The 16501-nt window shown below is 72.3% G+C and carries 15 protein-coding genes and 1 tRNA gene; 11 read left to right on the top strand and 5 right to left on the bottom strand.

All coding sequences use genetic code 11. The features are described 5' to 3' along the window. Positions 1–19: 19 nt before the first annotated feature. The 7 genes from BJ993_RS11805 (at position 20) to BJ993_RS11835 (ending at position 10296) form a co-directional block, all read left to right on the top strand. Positions 20–1513 carry a DUF7059 domain-containing protein gene (locus BJ993_RS11805; protein ID WP_179648951.1) on the top strand — a complete coding sequence of 498 codons (1494 nt, stop codon included), beginning with the start codon at positions 20–22 and terminating at the stop codon, positions 1511–1513. A 31-nt stretch (positions 1514–1544) separates the two neighbouring features. Further along, the gene (locus BJ993_RS25405; protein WP_218864684.1) at positions 1545–2624 is read left to right on the top strand and encodes a DUF2510 domain-containing protein; all 1080 of its coding nucleotides are present in this window, start codon (positions 1545–1547) and stop codon (positions 2622–2624) included. A gap of 284 nt (positions 2625–2908) precedes the next feature. Beyond that, positions 2909–5611, top strand: coding sequence for a type I DNA topoisomerase (gene topA, locus BJ993_RS11815; protein ID WP_179648952.1), 2703 nt, complete (start codon positions 2909–2911; stop codon positions 5609–5611). 203 nt (positions 5612–5814) lie between these two features. Further along, on the top strand, positions 5815–6891 hold the full coding sequence (locus BJ993_RS11820; RefSeq protein WP_308645547.1) for an SLAC1 family transporter: 1077 nt from the start codon (positions 5815–5817) through the stop codon (positions 6889–6891). Beyond that, a complete protein-coding gene (tmk, locus tag BJ993_RS11825) occupies positions 6888–7550 on the top strand; it encodes a dTMP kinase (protein ID WP_179648954.1) in 663 nt (220 codons plus the stop codon). Before BJ993_RS11820 ends, tmk begins: the two co-directional genes overlap by 4 nt. Further along, a complete protein-coding gene (locus BJ993_RS11830; RefSeq protein ID WP_036543453.1) occupies positions 7547–8704 on the top strand; it encodes a DNA polymerase III subunit delta' in 1158 nt (385 codons plus the stop codon). Before tmk ends, BJ993_RS11830 begins: the two co-directional genes overlap by 4 nt. Before the next feature lie 35 nt (positions 8705–8739). Further along, positions 8740–10296 (top strand): alpha/beta hydrolase, encoded by a 1557-nt coding sequence (locus tag BJ993_RS11835; protein WP_179648955.1) that lies wholly within the window; start codon positions 8740–8742, stop codon positions 10294–10296. Between the two features lie 57 nt (positions 10297–10353). Here the strand turns inward: BJ993_RS11835 and BJ993_RS11840 are convergent, their stop codons facing one another. Further along, positions 10354–11271, bottom strand: a complete 918-nt coding sequence (locus BJ993_RS11840; RefSeq protein WP_179648956.1) for a LysR family transcriptional regulator — start codon at positions 11269–11271, stop codon at positions 10354–10356. 140 nt (positions 11272–11411) lie between these two features. Between BJ993_RS11840 and BJ993_RS11845 the strand changes: the two genes are divergently transcribed. Then, positions 11412–11627: a hypothetical protein gene (locus tag BJ993_RS11845; RefSeq protein ID WP_036543448.1), complete on the top strand. Its 216-nt coding sequence runs from the start codon at positions 11412–11414 to the stop codon at positions 11625–11627. A 68-nt stretch (positions 11628–11695) separates the two neighbouring features. After that, positions 11696–11768, top strand: a tRNA-Thr gene (locus BJ993_RS11850). 34 nt (positions 11769–11802) lie between these two features. Here the strand turns inward: BJ993_RS11850 and BJ993_RS11855 are convergent. After that, positions 11803–12390, bottom strand: coding sequence for a hypothetical protein (locus BJ993_RS11855; RefSeq protein ID WP_257026865.1), 588 nt, complete (start codon positions 12388–12390; stop codon positions 11803–11805). A gap of 124 nt (positions 12391–12514) precedes the next feature. Between BJ993_RS11855 and BJ993_RS11860 the strand changes: the two genes are divergently transcribed. Continuing rightward, a complete protein-coding gene (locus BJ993_RS11860; RefSeq protein WP_179648957.1) occupies positions 12515–13084 on the top strand; it encodes a TetR/AcrR family transcriptional regulator in 570 nt (189 codons plus the stop codon). Positions 13085–13093: 9 nt separating this feature from the next. Here BJ993_RS11860 and BJ993_RS11865 read toward each other — a convergent pair whose 3' ends face one another. Then, the gene (locus BJ993_RS11865; RefSeq protein WP_179648958.1) at positions 13094–13462 is read right to left on the bottom strand and encodes a hypothetical protein; all 369 of its coding nucleotides are present in this window, start codon (positions 13460–13462) and stop codon (positions 13094–13096) included. 32 nt (positions 13463–13494) lie between these two features. Further along, positions 13495–13857, bottom strand: coding sequence for a nuclear transport factor 2 family protein (locus BJ993_RS11870; protein WP_179648959.1), 363 nt, complete (start codon positions 13855–13857; stop codon positions 13495–13497). A 103-nt stretch (positions 13858–13960) separates the two neighbouring features. Here BJ993_RS11870 and BJ993_RS11875 point away from each other — a divergent pair, with 103 nt between their 5' ends. Beyond that, on the top strand, positions 13961–15073 hold the full coding sequence (locus BJ993_RS11875) for an acyl-CoA dehydrogenase family protein (protein ID WP_218864685.1): 1113 nt from the start codon (positions 13961–13963) through the stop codon (positions 15071–15073). A gap of 46 nt (positions 15074–15119) precedes the next feature. On the opposite strand, the gene BJ993_RS11880 is transcribed toward BJ993_RS11875, so the two are convergent. After that, positions 15120–16448, bottom strand: a complete 1329-nt coding sequence (locus tag BJ993_RS11880; protein WP_179648960.1) for an FAD-dependent oxidoreductase — start codon at positions 16446–16448, stop codon at positions 15120–15122. Positions 16449–16501 lie beyond the last annotated feature (53 nt).

Genomic DNA, 16501 nt, shown 5'->3' on the forward strand with positions numbered 1-16501 from the left:
GCACCACTACCGTTGACCCGTGCTGCCCGTCGCCCTCGCCGCCCCCCTCCGCGAAGCCCTGCTGACCGCGGACTTCACCTACGACGCCGTCAGCGCGCTGCTCGGCCCGCAGGCGCACGAGGCGCTGTCGCGCAACGAGACCACCCCCGGCGTCCGTCGTACGACGGACGGGAGCCCCTTGGCGACGCTGGCCCGGCTGTTCCTCCTCCAGACCGCTGTCCCGGCCACGGACGCCGAGCGAGCCCTGCCGGGCGGGCTGGTCGACCGGCTGGTCAACGCCGGCGCGCTGGTGCAGAGCATCGGCGAGGTCGCGGCCCGGCTCGACGTGCGGCCCTACGCCACCGAGGAGGGCGACCTCTGGGTGGTCAGCGACCTGACGCCCGGCCTCAACGGGATCGCCACCAGCGTCACCGGCGACTACGTGCTGGGCATCAGCCCGGCCTCGTCCTCCCTCGCCCAGCTGACCCTGCGCCACGACGTCGGGACGTCGCTCGACCTCGGCACCGGCTGCGGCGTGCAGGCGCTGCACCTGGCCACCCACAGCGACCGGGTCGTCGCGACCGACGTCAACCAGCGGGCGCTGGCGATCGCCCGCTTCAACGCGGCCCTCAACGACGTCGACGACAAGGTCGACGTGCGCGACGGGTCCTTCTTCGCGCCGGTCGCGGGCGAGCGGTTCGACCTGATCGCCACCAACCCGCCGTTCGTCATCTCGCCCGCGACGGGAGAGCGCCTCGTCTACCGCGACTCCGGGCTGCCCGGCGACCAGGTCGTCGAGCACATCGTCCGCACGGCCCCCGACCACCTGACCGACGGCGGCTGGTGCCAGGTCCTCGCCAACTGGGTCATCGACCGTGACCGCCCTTGGGACGAGCGCCTCGCCACCTGGCTGCCCGACGACTGCGACGCGCTGGTCGTCCAGCGCGAGGTGCTCGACCCGGCGTCGTACGTCGAGCTCTGGCTCAAGGACGCCGGCCACCACCCCGCCACCGGCGGCGACCCCGCCGCCTACGTCCAGCGCTACGACACCTGGCTGTCGTGGCTGGAGGAGCAGGGCGTCGGCGGGATCGGCTTCGGCTGGATCAACCTGCACCGCACCGGTGGCTCCACCCACGACCTCCTCGAGTGGCCCTACGACGTCGAGCAGCCGATCGCGCCGGCGATCGCCGGCTGGGCGGAGTCTGCGGCGGCCGCCCGCGCCGTCGGGCCGGACACGCACCTGGTGCTCCGAGAGGACGTCGTGCAGGAGACCACCGGCCCGGTCGGTGCGGAGGACCCGGCGGCCATCGTGCTGCGCCAGCAGCGTGGCTTCCGCCGCGCGCGTCAGGTCGACACGGTGAGCGCGGCCGTCGTGGGCGCCTGCGACGGCGAGCTGCCGCTCGAGCCGCTCGTCGACGCGGTCGGGCAGCTGCTGGAGCGGGACGCCGCGAGCCTGCGCGAGGTCTACCTGCCCGAGCTCGCCGAGATGGTTGCCGAGGGCTTCCTCGCCCCCGTCGACGCACCAGCGCCCTAGACCACTCGGGTCGTTCGGGCAGACTGTCCCCGTGACGAACGCAGGCTGGTACCCCGACCCCGCTGGCGCGCCGGACACCTACCGGTACTGGGACGGTCAGGCGTGGAGCCAGATGACCACGACCACGCCGCCGGTCGGCAACGCCCCCCAGGCCCCGCAGCAGCCCCAGCAGCCGGCCCAGCCGCCCCAGCAGCCGCCGGCCCAGCCGCAGACCGTGTACGGCGCCGTACCGCCCGTCGCGCAGCCGCCGGCCGGTGGCTACGGCCAGCCCCCGGGCGGCTACGGCCAGCCCCAGCCCGGCGGCTACGGGCAGCAGCCGTGGAGCCCGGCCCCGCAGCAGGGCGGCGGCGGCAAGGGCAAGGTCGTCGGGATCGTCATCGCGGCCGTGCTCGTGCTCGTCCTGATCGGCGTCGGCGGCTTCTTCGGCATCCGCGCCCTCACCGGCGACGACGACAAGGACAAGAAGGCCGACGACGACACGTCGCAGAGCACCGACGAGTCCGGCTCCACCGACGCCACCGACGAGCCGACCGACGGCACCTCCAGCACGGTCCGCCCGACCGGCATCCAGTGCACCGGCGGCAGCCCCGAGCCGGCGAAGCCGCCTGCCACGAGCGCGACGTCCCTCACCGGCGGCGGCCTGACCATCCCGGTGCTGAGCGGCTACACGGTGGAGCCGCGCTCGGCCGCGGCGCACTCCTTCGCCGACAGCGTCCAGGTCGAGTACAAGGAGGTCATCCCCGACAAGTGGATCTCCGAGTACGCCGTCGGCGGGCTCGCCAAGGCCAACGACTTCACCAGCCCGGAGCAGGCCGCCGAGATCGTCATGCAGTGCCTGACCGCGAGCGACCAGTTCTACGAGGGCTTCACCGGCCGCAAGGACCTCAAGCGCGAGGAGGTGACCGTCGACGGCAAGACCGGCTACCGGATCACCGCCGAGCTGCGGGTCTCCGACCCGGAGGTCACCTACGGCGGCGACCAGACCACGGTGATCGTCGTCGACACCGGTGACGCCGACAGCTACGGCATGTTCCTGGGCGTCGTACCGCTCGGTGAGTCGTCCTACGAGGCCCAGCTCGAGAGCACCATCTCGGGCATCGAGGTCGGCTGAGGCACACCTCACCGGACCGCCCACGCTGGACTCCGGACAGCAAGGGACTGGACAGCACGCGCTACCTCCCGGCAGCGCGTACTGCCCAGCGCCTGCTGCGCGACGCCCAGAGCGTCCGTCCGCGGCGTTGTCGTCGGTCGTCGGGACTCCGTCCCGCCTCCCTCCTCCGCCTTGCGGGCCGACCACTCTGGACGCCGCTCGCGACGGCGCTGGACAGCACGCGCTACCGTGATCGGCCGTAAGCCCGGTTCATCCACAAGCTCGTCCAGCAAGAAGGTCCAGAAGTGGCACACAAGTTGGTGATCGTCGAGTCGCCGGCCAAGGCCCGCACCATCGGCGGCTACCTCGGCAGCGGCTATGTCGTCGAGTCCTCCATCGGCCACATCCGTGACCTCCCGAACAACGCCGCGGACACCCCGGCGAAGATCAAGGACAAGCCGTGGGGCCGGCTCGCGATCGACGTGGACAACGGCTTCGAGCCCTACTACGTCGTCCCGCGCGACAAGAAGAGCCACATCTCCAAGCTCAAGCAGCTGCTCAAGGACGCCGACGAGCTCTACCTCGCCACCGATGAGGACCGCGAGGGGGAGGCCATCGCCTGGCACCTGCTCGACGAGCTGAAGCCGAAGGGCATCCCGGTCCACCGGATGGTCTTCCACGAGATCACCAAGGCCGCCATCCAGGAGGCCGCCGCCAACCCGCGCGAGCTCGACATGGACCTCGTCGAGGCCCAGGAGACCCGCCGGATCCTCGACCGCCTCTACGGCTACGAGGTCTCGCCGGTGCTGTGGCGCAAGGTGATGTCCGGGCTGTCCGCCGGCCGCGTGCAGTCGGTGGCGACCCGGCTCGTGGTCGACCGCGAGAAGGAGCGGATGGCCTTCAAGGTCGCCTCCTACTGGGACCTCGAGGGCACCTTCGACGCCGGCTCGAAGCACGACCAGCGGATGTTCCCGGCCAAGCTGCACTCGATCGACGGCACCCGCGTCGCGTCGGGCTCCAACTTCGGCCAGGACGGCCAGCTCAAGGCCAAGGCCGACGTCGTCCACCTGGACAAGCGCCGGGCCGAGGACCTCGTCGCGGCCCTCGCCGACACGTCGTACGACGTCCGGTCGGTCGAGGCGAAGCCCTACCGCCGCTCGCCGTACGCCCCCTTCCGCACGACCACGCTGCAGCAGGAGGCGAGCCGCAAGCTCGGCATGAGCGCGTCGGTGACGATGAGCGTCGCCCAACGCCTCTACGAGAACGGTTTCATCACCTACATGCGTACCGACAGCACGACGCTGTCCGGCAACGCGGTCGCGGCGGCCCGCGCCCAGGTCCAGGAGCTGTACGGCGCCGAGTACCTCCCCGACGCCCCCCGCACCTACGCCAGCAAGGTCAAGAACGCCCAGGAGGCGCACGAGGCGATCCGCCCGGCGGGCGACTCGTTCCGCACGCCGGCGCAGACCGGGCTCACCGGCGACCAGTTCCGCCTCTACGAGCTGATCTGGATGCGCACCGTCGCCTCGCAGATGAAGGACGCCGTCGGCCAGTCGGTCACGATCCGGCTCGGCGGCGCGGCCGGCACGGGCGAGGACGTCGTCTTCTCCGCGTCGGGTCGCGTGATCACCTTCCACGGCTTCCTCAAGGCCTACGTCGAGGGCACCGACGACAACGCCGCGAAGGACGACCAGGAGACCCGGCTGCCCAACCTGCAGGAGGGGGACCCCGTCTCGGCCGCCTCCCTGTCGGCCAACGGCCACGAGACCAAGCCGCCGGCCCGCTACACCGAGGCCACGCTGATCAAGGAGCTCGAGGACCGCGAGATCGGCCGCCCCTCGACGTACGCCTCGATCATCGGCACGATCCTCAACCGCGGCTACGTCTACAAGAAGGGCACCGCCCTGGTGCCGGCGTGGATCGCGTTCTCCGTGGTCCGGCTGCTGACCGAGCACTTCACCCGGCTCATCGACTACGACTTCACGGCGCTGATGGAGACCGTCCTCGACGACATCGCCCGCGGTGAGAAGGACCGGGTCAGCGAGCTCAGCGAGTTCTACTACGGCTCCGAGCGGCTCGCCGGCCTGCAGCGGCTGGTGACCGAGCTCGGCGACATCGACGCCAAGGAGCTGGCGACCTTCCCGGTGCTCGACGACGACGGCGCCGAGTCCGGGATCGACCTGCGGGTCGGCAAGTACGGCCCCTACCTCGAGGGCCCCGACGACGGCTCCGGCACGCGCGTGCGCGCCAACGTGCCCGACGACCTGCCGCCCGACGAGCTCACCGTCGAGAAGGCGAAGGAGCTGCTCGCCAACCCGGCCGGCGAGGAGATCGACCTCGGCGTGCACCCGGAGACGGGCCTGCAGGTCGTCGCGAAGAACGGCCGCTTCGGCCCCTATGTCACCGAGGTCCTCCCGGAGGACGCGCCCAAGGGAGCCAAGGCCCGCACCGGCTCGTTGTTCAAGTCGATGTCCCTCGACACGGTCACCCTCGACGACGCGGTCAAGCTGATCTCGCTGCCGCGGATCGTCGGCGTCGGTGAGGACGGCGAGGAGATCACCGCGCAGAACGGCCGCTACGGTCCCTACCTCAAGAAGGGCACCGACTCCCGCTCGCTCACCAGCGAGGACCAGATCTTCGGCATCACCCTCGACGAGGCGCTGAAGATCTACAGCCAGCCCAAGCAGCGTGGCCGCGCCGCCGCGGCGCCGCCGCTCAAGGAGCTCGGCAACGACCCGGTCTCCGGGCAGCCGGTGGTCGTGAAGGCCGGCCGCTTCGGCGAGTACGTCACCGACGGCGAGTACAACGCCACCCTCCGCAAGGACGACTCGGTCGAGTCGATCACCATCGAGCGGGCGGCCGAGCTGCTCGCCGAGCGGCGCGCGAAGGGCCCGGCGAAGAAGGCCGCCAAGAAGGGCGCGAAGAAGACCGCCGCGAAGAAGACCACGGCCAAGAAGAGCGCTGCCAAGAAGGCGCCGGCGAAGAAGGCCGCCGCCAAGAAGAGCTGACCAGGTCGTCGAGGAGGTCGCGCAGCCCGGTCGTCGAGGAGGTCGCGCAGCCCGGTCGTTGAGGAGGTCGCGCAGCGCGGTCGTCGAGGAGGTCGCGCAGCGACCGTCACGAGACGCCCGGGGCCCCTCTCACAACCCAACCTTGTGAGACCCCAGCGACGACCTCGTTCCGCCGACGGCGCCCAACCGGCACCGTGGAGGACGTGATCCCCCACGGACCCAACTGGTACGCCGCCGTCATGGGCACCGGCATCCTCGCCGTCGTCCTGACCGACCTCCCCTTCGACCTGCCCGGGGCGTCGTACGCCGCCACGGCGGTATGGCTGCTCGCGCTGGCCCTGCTGGTCGCGATCACCGTGGTCGGCGCACGATCCGGACGCCCGTTCAGCCACCTCGGGGACCCGGTGCTGGCGCACTTCTACGGCGCGACCGCCATGGGCCTGATGACGGCCGGCGCGGCCACCGGGGCCGTCGGTGGCCGATGGCTGGGTCCGCTGGCGCTGCCGCTGGAGACCGGGCTGTGGGTCACCGGCACCCTGCTCGGCCTGGCCACGGCGGTCGTCGTGCCCTACTGCGCGATCACGCGCCACGAGGTCCGTGACGACAGCGCCTTCGGTGGGTGGCTGATGCCCGTGGTCCCGCCGATGGTGAGTGCCGCGACCGGCACCGCCCTGCTCGACCACCTGCCGGCGGGCGAGCCGCGGGCCACGCTGTTCGTGCTCCTGTGCGCGGGCTTCGGGATCGCGCTCATCGGGACCTTCCTGGTGCTGCCCGCGATCTGGCAGCGGGTGCTGCGCCACGGTCCCGGCGCGCCGGCCCTGGTGCCGACGCTGTGGATCGTGCTGGGGCCGCTCGGCCAGTCGGTGACGGCGGCGTACCACCTGACCGGGGCGGCACCCCTCGCGCTGCCCGGCCAAGACCCGACGGTCCTCCGGATGCTCTTCCTCGCCTTCGGGTTGCCGGTCTGGGGCTTCGCGCTGCTCTGGCTGGCCCTCGCCGGTGCGCTCACCCTGCGCCAGGTGCGGGCCGGGCTGCCGTTCGCCCCGACCTGGTGGTCGTTCACCTTCCCGGTCGGCACCCTCGTCACCGGTACGACGGCGCTGGCCCACGCGACCGGGCTGGTCCTCCTCGCCGCCGCCACGGGTGTCCTGCTGGCGCTGCTCGTGGTCGCGTGGACCGTCGTCGCGGTGGCGACCGCCCGCGCGTTCCTGCCGGCCGGTCCCGTCACGCGACCCGCCCGCGACAACGGTCGGTCCCGTCTCGTAGGTTCGTCCCCGTGACCTCCGCCTCCAGCCGGCCCGGCCTGTTCACCGACACCGGCGTCTTCATCTGCTTCGAGGGCGGCGAGGGTGGCGGCAAGTCGACGCAGTCGCGCCTGCTGCGCGACGCGCTGGCCGCCGAGGGCTACCGGGTACTGCTCACCTTCGAGCCCGGCGACACCCCCGTCGGCAAGGAGATGCGGCGGATCGTGCTCAGCCCCGAGACGGGCGCGCTGGCGCACAAGACGGAGTTCCTGCTCTACCTCGCCGACAAGTCCGAGCACGTCGAGACGCTCGTGCGACCCGCGCTCGACCGCGGCGAGGTCGTGATCACCGACCGCTACGTCGACTCGACGCTGGCCTACCAGGGTGCCGGCCGCGCGCTCGACGCCGGCGAGCTCGAGGAGGTCGCGGCCTGGGCCACCGGCGGCCTGCGCCCGCACCTGACCGTCGTCCTCGACCTCGAGCCGGAGGCCGGCCTGGGCCGCTTCGAGGGGCGCGACCGGATCGAGGGCGAGTCGCTGGAGTTCCACCAGCGGGTTCGGCAGTCCTTCCTCGACCTCGCGGCCCGCGACCCCGAGCACTACCTCGTCCTCGACGCGCGCGACTCGATCGAGGAGATCGCGGCCGCGATCGGCGCCCGCGTCGCCCCGCTGCTCGACCGGGCGGTGCGCGGATGACCGCTGGCGTCTGGGGCACGCTCGTCGGCCAGCGGCCGACCATCGACCTGCTCCAGCGGGCCGTGTCCGGCCACGGGATGACCCACGCCTGGCTGTTCACCGGCCCGCCCGGCTCCGGTCGCAGCAACGCCGCGATCGCCTTCGCGGCCGCGCTCCAGTGCCCGCAGCAGGGCGTCGGCCCCGACTGCCCGGACGGCTGCCACGCCTGCCACACCGTGCTCGCCGGCTCGCACGCCGACGTCTCCGTCATCCGCACCGAGAAGCTCTCGATCGGCGTCGACGAGGTCCGCGACCTGGTCCGCCGTGCGTCCCTGAGCCCGATGGGCGACCGCTGGCAGATCATGATCGTGGAGGACGCCGACCGGCTGACCGAGCAGGCGTGCAACGCGCTGCTCAAGGCGATCGAGGAGCCCAACGGCCGCACCGTGTGGATGCTCTGCGCCCCGACCGTCGAGGACGTGCTGCCCACGATCAGGTCCCGCTGCCGGCTGGTCACCCTCTCGACGCCGACCACCCCGGAGGTCGCCGGCTTCCTCGTCTCCCGCGGCGTCGAGGAGCGGCTGGCGTCGTACGCCGCCCGCGCGAGCCAGGGCCACATCGGCCGGGCCCGGGCGCTGGCCTTCGACGAGGCGGTGCGCACCCGCCGGCAGGAGGTCGTCGCCATGCCTGCCCGGCTGACCAACCTGGGCCGGTGCATGGATGCCGCGACCCGGCTGGCGACGACGGCCAAGGAGGAGGCCGACGCGATCACGGCCGAGCTCGACGCCCGCGAGAAGTCGGACCTCGACACCGCCTACGGGGTGGTCGAGCGCGGGCGCCGGCCGCGGGAGTACGCCCCCGCGCTGGCCGCGCTCGAGAAAGGGCAGCGCACCCGCGCGAAGCGCCGCCACCTCGACGTCGTCGACCGTGGCCTGACCGACCTGGTGTCGGTCTACCGCGACGTGATCGCCGTCGCCACGGGGGCGCCGGGCGCGCTGGTCAACGAGGAGATCCGCGACCAGGTCGAGGAGATCGCCTCGACCACCTCGCCGGAGCTCAACCTGCGCCGGATCGGGTGGATCTTCGCGGCGCGCGAGCAGATGCTGGAGTTCAACGTCCCCGTGGCCTTGGCGCTGGAGTCCATGATGGTGGCACTCAAGGCGCCGCAGCGCTGATCGAGGCCGAGGGTTCGACGAAGGGGAGTGCTCGGGTGAGCAAGAAGCTGATCGTGTCGGTGGCCGTGATCTGGGCGCTGGTCGTGGCCGGCGCCATCGGGATCGGCGTCATCGTCCTCACGGGGGACGACGACGGCGGTGACGACAAGGCGGACCGCGACACCTCCGCCACCGACGGGGCGTCCCGCGAGCCCGACAACCGCACGCTCGAGGACTTCTACGACCAGGACATCTCCTGGAAGGCGTGCGGCGAGGACGAGTGCGGCACGATCGAGGTGCCCATCGACTACCAGGACCCGGGCGCCGGCTCGATCCAGCTGGCCGTCGAGCGCCGCAAGGCGAGCGGCGACCGGATCGGCTCCCTCGTCGTCAACCCGGGCGGACCCGGCGCCGGCGGCACCTACCTCGCCGAGCAGGCCGACGGCTACTTCGCCGAGCCGCTGCTGGCGGCGTACGACATCGTCGGCTTCGACCCGCGCGGCACCGGCGACTCCTCGCCGGTCGACTGCCTGACCGACGACGAGCTGGACGCGTGGGTCGCCGCCGACCCCGACCCCGACACCCCGGAGGAGGTCGAGGAGGGCAAGGAGAACTCCGAGGAGTTCTGGAGCGGCTGCGAGGCGAAGTCCGCCGATGTCGCCGGCCACGTGAGCACGGTCGAGGCCGCGCGCGACATGGACGTGCTGCGCGCCGCGCTCGGCGAGGACAAGCTCGACTATCTCGGCTTCTCCTACGGCACCCGCCTGGGCGCCACCTACGCCGAGCTCTACCCCGACAAGACCGGACGGCTGGTCCTCGACGGCGCCATCGACCCGTCGCTGTCGGCGCGCGAGGGCTCGCTCAGCCAGGCCGGCGGCTTCGAGACCGCGTTGCGCTCGTACGTGAAGGACTGCGTCGACGGCGGCGGCTGCTTCCTCGGCGACAGCGTCGACGCGGGCATCGCCACGATCAAGGACCTGATCGACTCGATCGACAAGAAGCCGCTCCCCACGAAGGACCCGGAGGGCCGCGAGCTCACCGTCGGGCTCGCGTTCTACGGCCTGATCACCCCGCTCTACAGCGAGGACAACTGGACCTACCTCGACGACGGCCTGAAGAAGGCCCTCGACGGCGACGGGAGCACGCTGCTCCAGCTCTCGGACTTCTACGGCTCCCGCGAGGGCGGCAAGTACGTCGACAACAGCCTCGAGGCGATCTCCGTCATCAACTGCCTCGACGACCCGTGGTCGATCACGACCGACGAGGTGCCGGACCAGTTCGCCGACTTCGAGAAGGCGTCCCCGACCTTCGGCAAGGTCTTCGCGTGGGGCCTGACCACCTGCCACGGCATCCCGTTCACCTCGACAGACGAGCCCGACCTGAAGATCGACGGCTCGGGCGCCGCCCCGATCGTGGTCCTCGGTACGACGCGCGACCCCGCGACGCCGTACGAGGAGGCCGTGGCGATGGCCGAACAGCTCGAGTCGGGCGTCCTGGTCAGCCGCGACGGTGACGGTCACACCGCCTACAACAAGGGCAACGACTGCGTCGACGACGCGGTCCACGGCTACCTGATCGACGGGAAGGTGCCGGAGGACGGCCTGAAGTGCTGACTCCCCCGGTGGTCGAGGAGGTCGCGCAGCGACCGTCACGAGACCCCGGGCCCTGAGTCACACCGGCTCGAGGATCACCTGGATCCGCTGCGTCGCCAGCTCGATCATGAGCCGCGCCGCCGGTGAGAGCGTCGCGCCGGCGCGGTGCACGATCGCCATCGTGTCGTAGACGCGGGGCCGCAGCGGCACCCAGCCGGCGTTCGGTGCCAGCCGGGGGAGCAGCTGCACCGCCGCGCCCTTGTTGGTGACCGTGTCGGCGAGCCCGCGGCCCACGAGCTCGACGGCCGTCTCGACGTCCTCGACCTCGATCCGCGTGGTCGGGTTGTAGCCGGCCTCGTGCAGCATCCGTCGCAGCACGATCCGCGCTGAGTCGGCGTCGCGGTAGGTGCTCTCGGGCATCACCAGCCGCGCCTCGGCGAGCCGCCTCGCGGTCACGGGGGACCGCAGCCGGTCGGGGTCGGCGGAGAGGTACACCAGCTCGTCGCGGGCGATCGGCGTGATCGCCATGCCCTCGCTGGAGAGCCCGGCGACGGCGATCATCGCGGCCTCGAGCCGCCCGCGCCGCAGGTCCTCCTGGACGTCGCGCGAATGCCGCCCGACGAGCTCGACCCGGACCCCGGGGTAGCGGGCGAGCACGTCGGCGACGAGCTCCGCGCCGCCGTACAGACGCGCGACGCCGAACATCCCGAACCGGATGGTGCCGGTCTCGAAGGACTTGATCCGGGTGACCGCCTGCTGCGCGTCGTCGGCCGCGGCCAGCACCTTCTCGGCATGGGGCCGGAAGGTGTCGGCCGCCGTGGTGGGTACGACGCCGCGCCCGACCCGGCGGAACAGCTGCACCCCGAGCGACCTCTCCAGGTTGCGGATCTGCTCCGAGACCGACGGCTGTGCGTAGCCGAGCTCGTCGGCGGCCCGGGTCAGCGAGCGGTGCTCGTAGGTCGCGAGGAAGCAGGTCAGCTGGTGGAGCGAGAGCATCGCGAGACCTCCGTCACAGCCATAGGTCTTCCCTAGGGATCCAACTGGAAAGAGAGGCTACCCCTTGATCCGTGGCCGGCGCACCATGGAAGCAACCCGATGGCTCCCCGATGGATCCGCCGGTTCGAAGGAGGCCCGCCATGTTCACGCACACCTGCTCCGCCTGCCACCGGCGCGAGCTGATCTTCCCCAGCCAGGTCACCGGCATGGAGAACACCGACCACGGCATCGTCGTCACGTTCACCTGCTGGTGCGACGCCGAGCAGACGATCGTCACCGGCCTGAAGGCGACCCAGCCCGTCGCCCCCGCCGCCGAGGCCGCTGTCGAGCCGGCCCTCGCCCCCGCCGCTGCCTGACCCGGATTCGCTCCGCGGTCACCCCGCTGGGTATGCTTCCGCGGTCGCCGACGCACGCGTCGTCGTACGCCGCCTTAGCTCAGTCGGTAGAGCGAATCACTCGTAATGATTAGGTCGTCGGTTCGATTCCGACAGGCGGCTCGGACACAGAGGCCCTGACCTGCGCACACGCGGGTCAGGGCCTCTGCCGCGTCCGGGACAGCCGGACCGCGGAGGCGAGGAAGAAGATCCCGCCGAGCAGCGCGTAGCCGCCGAGGCCGCCGAGCGCGGGATCGCTGCCCGCGGCCGTGGCGACGAAGCCCCCGCCGGCCAGGACCGAGATGCCGCCACTGAGGATCATCGGCCACTGTCCGCCCAGGCCGCGGCGACGCAGCGCGACGACGAGCTGGACGGCTCCCGCGGCGATGGCCCAGGCGCCCCAGGTGCGGAGCACGGCGGGCGCTCCGGACGCCGCTGCCACCGCGAGGCCGGCTGCGGCGAGCCCGCTGAGCGCCATGTTGACCCGCAGCAGGCCGCCCGCACGGATGCCACCCGAGGCGCGGTGGTCGACGACGGCGGCGGCGAGGTCGAACAGCGGGTAGGCGACGAGGAGCACCGCGACGGTCGTCGTGACGTCGGAGCCGTCCCGGGTGGCCAGCAGGAGGGCGGCCGCCCAGGCGAGTGCGAAGCCGAAGCGCACGCCGTACAGCGCTCGCAGCGCCTGCCGGGCCCTGCCGGCCTCGGCTCCGATGGTGGGGGAGGTGGTCGTGGGCGCCGCGGTCATGGAGATCTCCTTCTGGTGGGTAGACAGGTCTGTCTCTTTGGGTACGACGGTCTCCCGGAGAGGGTCGTGTTGTCAAGACAGACCGGTCTACCTGCTAGGTTCGCCACGAGCAGGAGGTGGACGGATGTCGGAAGCGCGCAAGCGGCTGGTGGACACGGCGAGCCGGCTGTTCTACGCCGAGGGTCTCCATGCCGTCGGCATCGACCGCGTCATCGCCGAGGCGGGCGTCACGAAGGCGACGCTGTACCGCCACTTCCCCAGCAAGGACGACCTGGTGGTCACCTACCTGAGCGTCGCGGACGACGCGCTCCGGGCGCGTGTCGACGAGGCCCGTGCGCGGGGGCGGGCGGCCGACGACGTCCTGCGCGAGCTGGCCGAGTCCATCGCGGAGGACATCCGGCGACCGGGCTTCCGTGGGTGCGCGTTCCTCAACGCCGCCGCGGAGTACCCCGATGCTGCCCACCCGGTGCACGCAGCGGTCCTCCGGCACCGCGACTGGTTCTTCGCGACGACCGCTGAGCTGTTCGCCGAGACCGGCAAGCCGGACGCCGAGCCGGCCGCACGGCACTTCGTGATGCTGCGCGACGGCGCGATGGCCGCCGGCTGCCTGTCCGACCCCGTGCTCGTCGGGGAGACCTTCCTGCGCGGCGTCGCGGGCCTGCTGACCTATCGCAGCGGGATGGGCGACGACTAGCTGCGGGCGTCAGTCGGTGAAGCGCACCCTGGGGCTCCGGCAGATCAGGAGGCGTCGCACCTTCGCGCCGTCCTCGGTGAGCTGCGCGCTCGCGTTGAACGACGCCTCGAAGGCGCCGTCGCGACGTGTCTCGCCGAGCACGATCTCCGTGCCGTCGACCGCGGCGCCGCTCAGGATGTGGTGGGTGAGCACGCTGACCTCGCGCTGGGCGAGATAGACCTCGAGCCCGGCGCGGTCGCCCTCGAACTCGGCGGCGCCGTCGCCCGTGGAGAAGAGGATCGAGAGCCGGAAGTCGTCGGTGATCCGGTCGAGCACCCGCTCGGGCGTCGTCGAGTCCATGATCTCGAACCAGGCCTGCAGCAGGGGGGTCGTCGTCATCTGAGGGGCCTCCGGGGTGTGGGCGGACGTGCTCATGCGTCGGGCAGCAGGGACAGCTCGGTGTCGAAGGCGACCTGGTAGGCAGCGATCAGGCCCGCCTCGTCGATCCGCACGGAGGCGAGGAAGTAGCCGGTCGTGGTGCCCTCGTCCTCCACGACCTTGCCGTATACGAACTCGAGATCGCCGTCGGTGGTCTGTCGCAGCGGGACATGGCGGCGTACGACGTCGCCGCGCCCGGTCAGGTAGTCGCGGAGTGCCTGCCGGTCCTCGCCGCGGACGGCCCGGCCGGGCAGCAGGATGGCCGAGCGCACGTCGGGCGCGAGGAGGGCCATGGCGCCGTCGAGGTCGCCCGCGTCGACGGCTGCGTAGTAGCGGGTGAGGGTGACGCTGCTCATGAGTTGAACTTAGTTCAGTTGAGAGACGGCTGTCCAGCGTTCTTGCCCGGATGCGGCCACGGACTTAAACTGAACTCACTTCAATACGATTCGGAGGATCCCCGTGAACCCGTGGCCCGAGCTCGATCCCGCACTGATGGCGCCCGTCGCGGAGCGTGAGGAGCTGCGCCAGGTCGTCCGCGCCCTGCTCGAGAAGGAGGCCGGCCACGAGGCCGTCCGGGCGGCGGCGGACTCCTCCGGAGGCTGGTCGCCGGACCTGTGGCAGCGCCTGAACGCAGAGCTCGAGATCGGCAGGCTCGCCGTGCCGGAGGACCTCGGCGGGCATGGCTACGGGTTCGCCGAGCTGGGCGTCGTCCTGGAGGAGTGCGGCGCTGCGCTGCTGCCCGAGCCGGTGCTGGGGTCGGCGGTGCTCGGCTGCCAGGCGCTCGCCGCCGCCGACGACCCCGCGTCCGTGGCGGACCTCCGCGAGCCTGCGCTCGCAGGTGACCTCGTCGTCGCCGTGTCGGTCGGCGGCGAGGAGGTCGTCGCGGACCGGACGGCCGACGGCGGCTGGACCGTCTCGGGCCTGCGGACCCGCGTCCTGGACGGCGCCGCGGCCGACGTCCTCGTCATCGACGCCGCGGCGGCGGACGGTCCCCTGCTCCTGGGGGTCCGGCGCGAGGACCTCGAGGTGACGAGCCGTACGACGATGGACCTGACCCGCCGACAGGCGGACGTCCGGAGCGCGTCGGCCCCCGCCCGGCTCGTGGTCGGGCCCGCGCGCTTCGCGGAGGTGGCCGAGCGACTTCGCCTGGTCGCCGACGCGGCCGTCGCGGCCGAGCACGCCGGCATCGTCGGGGAGCTCCTCGACCAGGTCGTGGGCCACGTGACCCAGCGCGAGCAGTTCGGACGTCCCATCGGCTCCTTCCAGGCGATCAAGCACCGCCTCGCCGACGTGCTGGTCGATCGCGAGCGCGCGCGCTCCGCGTCGCGGTACGCGATGGCAGCGCTCGACGCAGGGGGCGCGGATGCCGCCCTCGCGGTGGCGGTCGCCTCCGCGGTGTGCGCCGACGCGGTCGTGCGCACGGCGCACGAGACCGTGCAGCTGCACGGGGGGATCGGGTTCACCTGGGAGCACCGCGCGCACTACTACCTCCGCCGTGCCCTGGGCGACGAGGGCCTCTTCGGTGGCAGCCGCGGGCAGCGGGCGCGGGTCGCCGACCTCGTCGGCGTCTGACCCGGACCCGCCGCGCGGGCCACGCCGGGCCGCGCCGGGCCACGCCTCAGGCGGTGACCCGCGCGGCCGCGGTCGCTGCGGCGGCCAGCCCGAACACGAGGGCGGGGGCGAGCCCGCCGGCGTAGGCGCGGTGGTAGAGCCCGCCGCTGTCGGAACCGGCGCAGAGCAGCCCGAGGAGGGGAAGGCCGTCGGTGCCGAGGACCCGGGCCCGGTCGTCGGTCCGGATGCCGTGGAAGGTGAAGGTCACCGCCGGCTCGCACTCGATGACGTACCACGGGCCCTCATCGATCGGCGCTGCGTCGTTGCGCCGGGCCGGCTCGAGGGGCTCGCCGGCGGCGGCCGCGCGGTTGAACTCCTCGATCGCCTTCGCGATCGCGGCGCCGTCGTACCCCCACTCCTCGGGCAGGTACTCGAGCTCGTCGAGGGTCTCGGCCAGGCCCACGCGCCCGCCGCGGCGGCTGGCGATCGCGAACTTGTCGACGGCGACGGCGCCCTCGACGTACGACGCGACGATCCAGTCGCGGTGCACGCGGGCGTCGCAGACCAGCAGGCCGCGGGCCTCCGGCTGCTCGAGCAGGGCCATGGTGGTGAGGTGGTCGCCGAGGGTCTCGTCGGTGAAGCGCCGGCCCTCGACGTTGAGCAGGAGGGCGTGCTCGCTGTAGTAGAGCGACAGGTCCACGAAGTCGGACGGGTCCGCGAACGGCACACCGCTCGGCACGAGGTGGCCGTAGAAGCCGGCGTCCTCCGGCCCCGTGGCGGCACCGACCGCGGTCGCCAGCCGGTAGCCGGCACCTGAGCTGTGCGGGTTGGCGCGCAGCTGCAGGTCGCCGGCGCGGGGGTGGACCTTCTCGCGCAGCATCTCGGGGTCGCCCTGGAGGCCGCCCGTCGCCAGCAGTGTCCACGTCGCCCGCACTTCCGCGGGTCCGTCCGGACCGGTCAGCTCCGCTCCGACGACCCGGCCGTCCTGCGTGAGCAGCCGGGAGGTCTGTGTCCGCAGGCGGACCTCGCCGCCGGAGCGGACCACGAGCTGGCGGCACAGGTCGACGTACTGGTTGGTGTCGAACTGGTGGCCGCGCCCGAAGCCGAGGAGCGGGACGGGGTCCTTCGCCTCCACGCCGAGCGAGCGGATCCACTCGATGCCGTCGGCGAACCGGTCGACCAGCGCGTGCCGGAGCGCCCGGTCGCCGCGGGGGTTCACGGCGTCCATCACCTCGTGCGAGGGCGCCGTCCAGGCATAGCCCGCGAAGCGGGCGGATCCGCCGACGTCGTCGCCGATCTCCACGACGACGACCCGGAGGCCGTCCTTCGCCGCTCGGGCGGCCGCGGTCAGGCCGGCCATCCCTCCGCCGATCACCAGCAGGTCCGTGTCGACCATGTCCGCCTCTCCCGTCGTCCTGTGATGTGCGTTACCCTAAACCAAACTCACTT

The organism is Nocardioides aromaticivorans, assembly GCF_013408525.1.
Lineage (GTDB): Bacteria > Actinomycetota > Actinomycetes > Propionibacteriales > Nocardioidaceae > Nocardioides > Nocardioides aromaticivorans.

Bases quoted from the DNA above. Each gene is read 5' to 3' on its own strand.
- BJ993_RS11840 (WP_179648956.1), bottom strand. From the start codon at position 11,271: ATGCTCTCGCTCCACCAGCTGACCTGCTTCCTCGCGACCTACGAGCAC.
- BJ993_RS11860 (WP_179648957.1), top strand. From the start codon at position 12,515: ATGTCGGAAGCGCGCAAGCGGCTGGTGGACACGGCGAGCCGGCTGTTC.
- BJ993_RS11830 (WP_036543453.1), top strand. From the start codon at position 7,547: ATGACCGCTGGCGTCTGGGGCACGCTCGTCGGCCAGCGGCCGACCATC.
- BJ993_RS11855 (WP_257026865.1), bottom strand. From the start codon at position 12,390: ATGACCGCGGCGCCCACGACCACCTCCCCCACCATCGGAGCCGAGGCC.
- BJ993_RS11845 (WP_036543448.1), top strand. From the start codon at position 11,412: ATGTTCACGCACACCTGCTCCGCCTGCCACCGGCGCGAGCTGATCTTC.
- BJ993_RS11880 (WP_179648960.1), bottom strand. From the start codon at position 16,448: ATGGTCGACACGGACCTGCTGGTGATCGGCGGAGGGATGGCCGGCCTG.
- BJ993_RS11865 (WP_179648958.1), bottom strand. From the start codon at position 13,462: ATGACGACGACCCCCCTGCTGCAGGCCTGGTTCGAGATCATGGACTCG.
- BJ993_RS11870 (WP_179648959.1), bottom strand. From the start codon at position 13,857: ATGAGCAGCGTCACCCTCACCCGCTACTACGCAGCCGTCGACGCGGGC.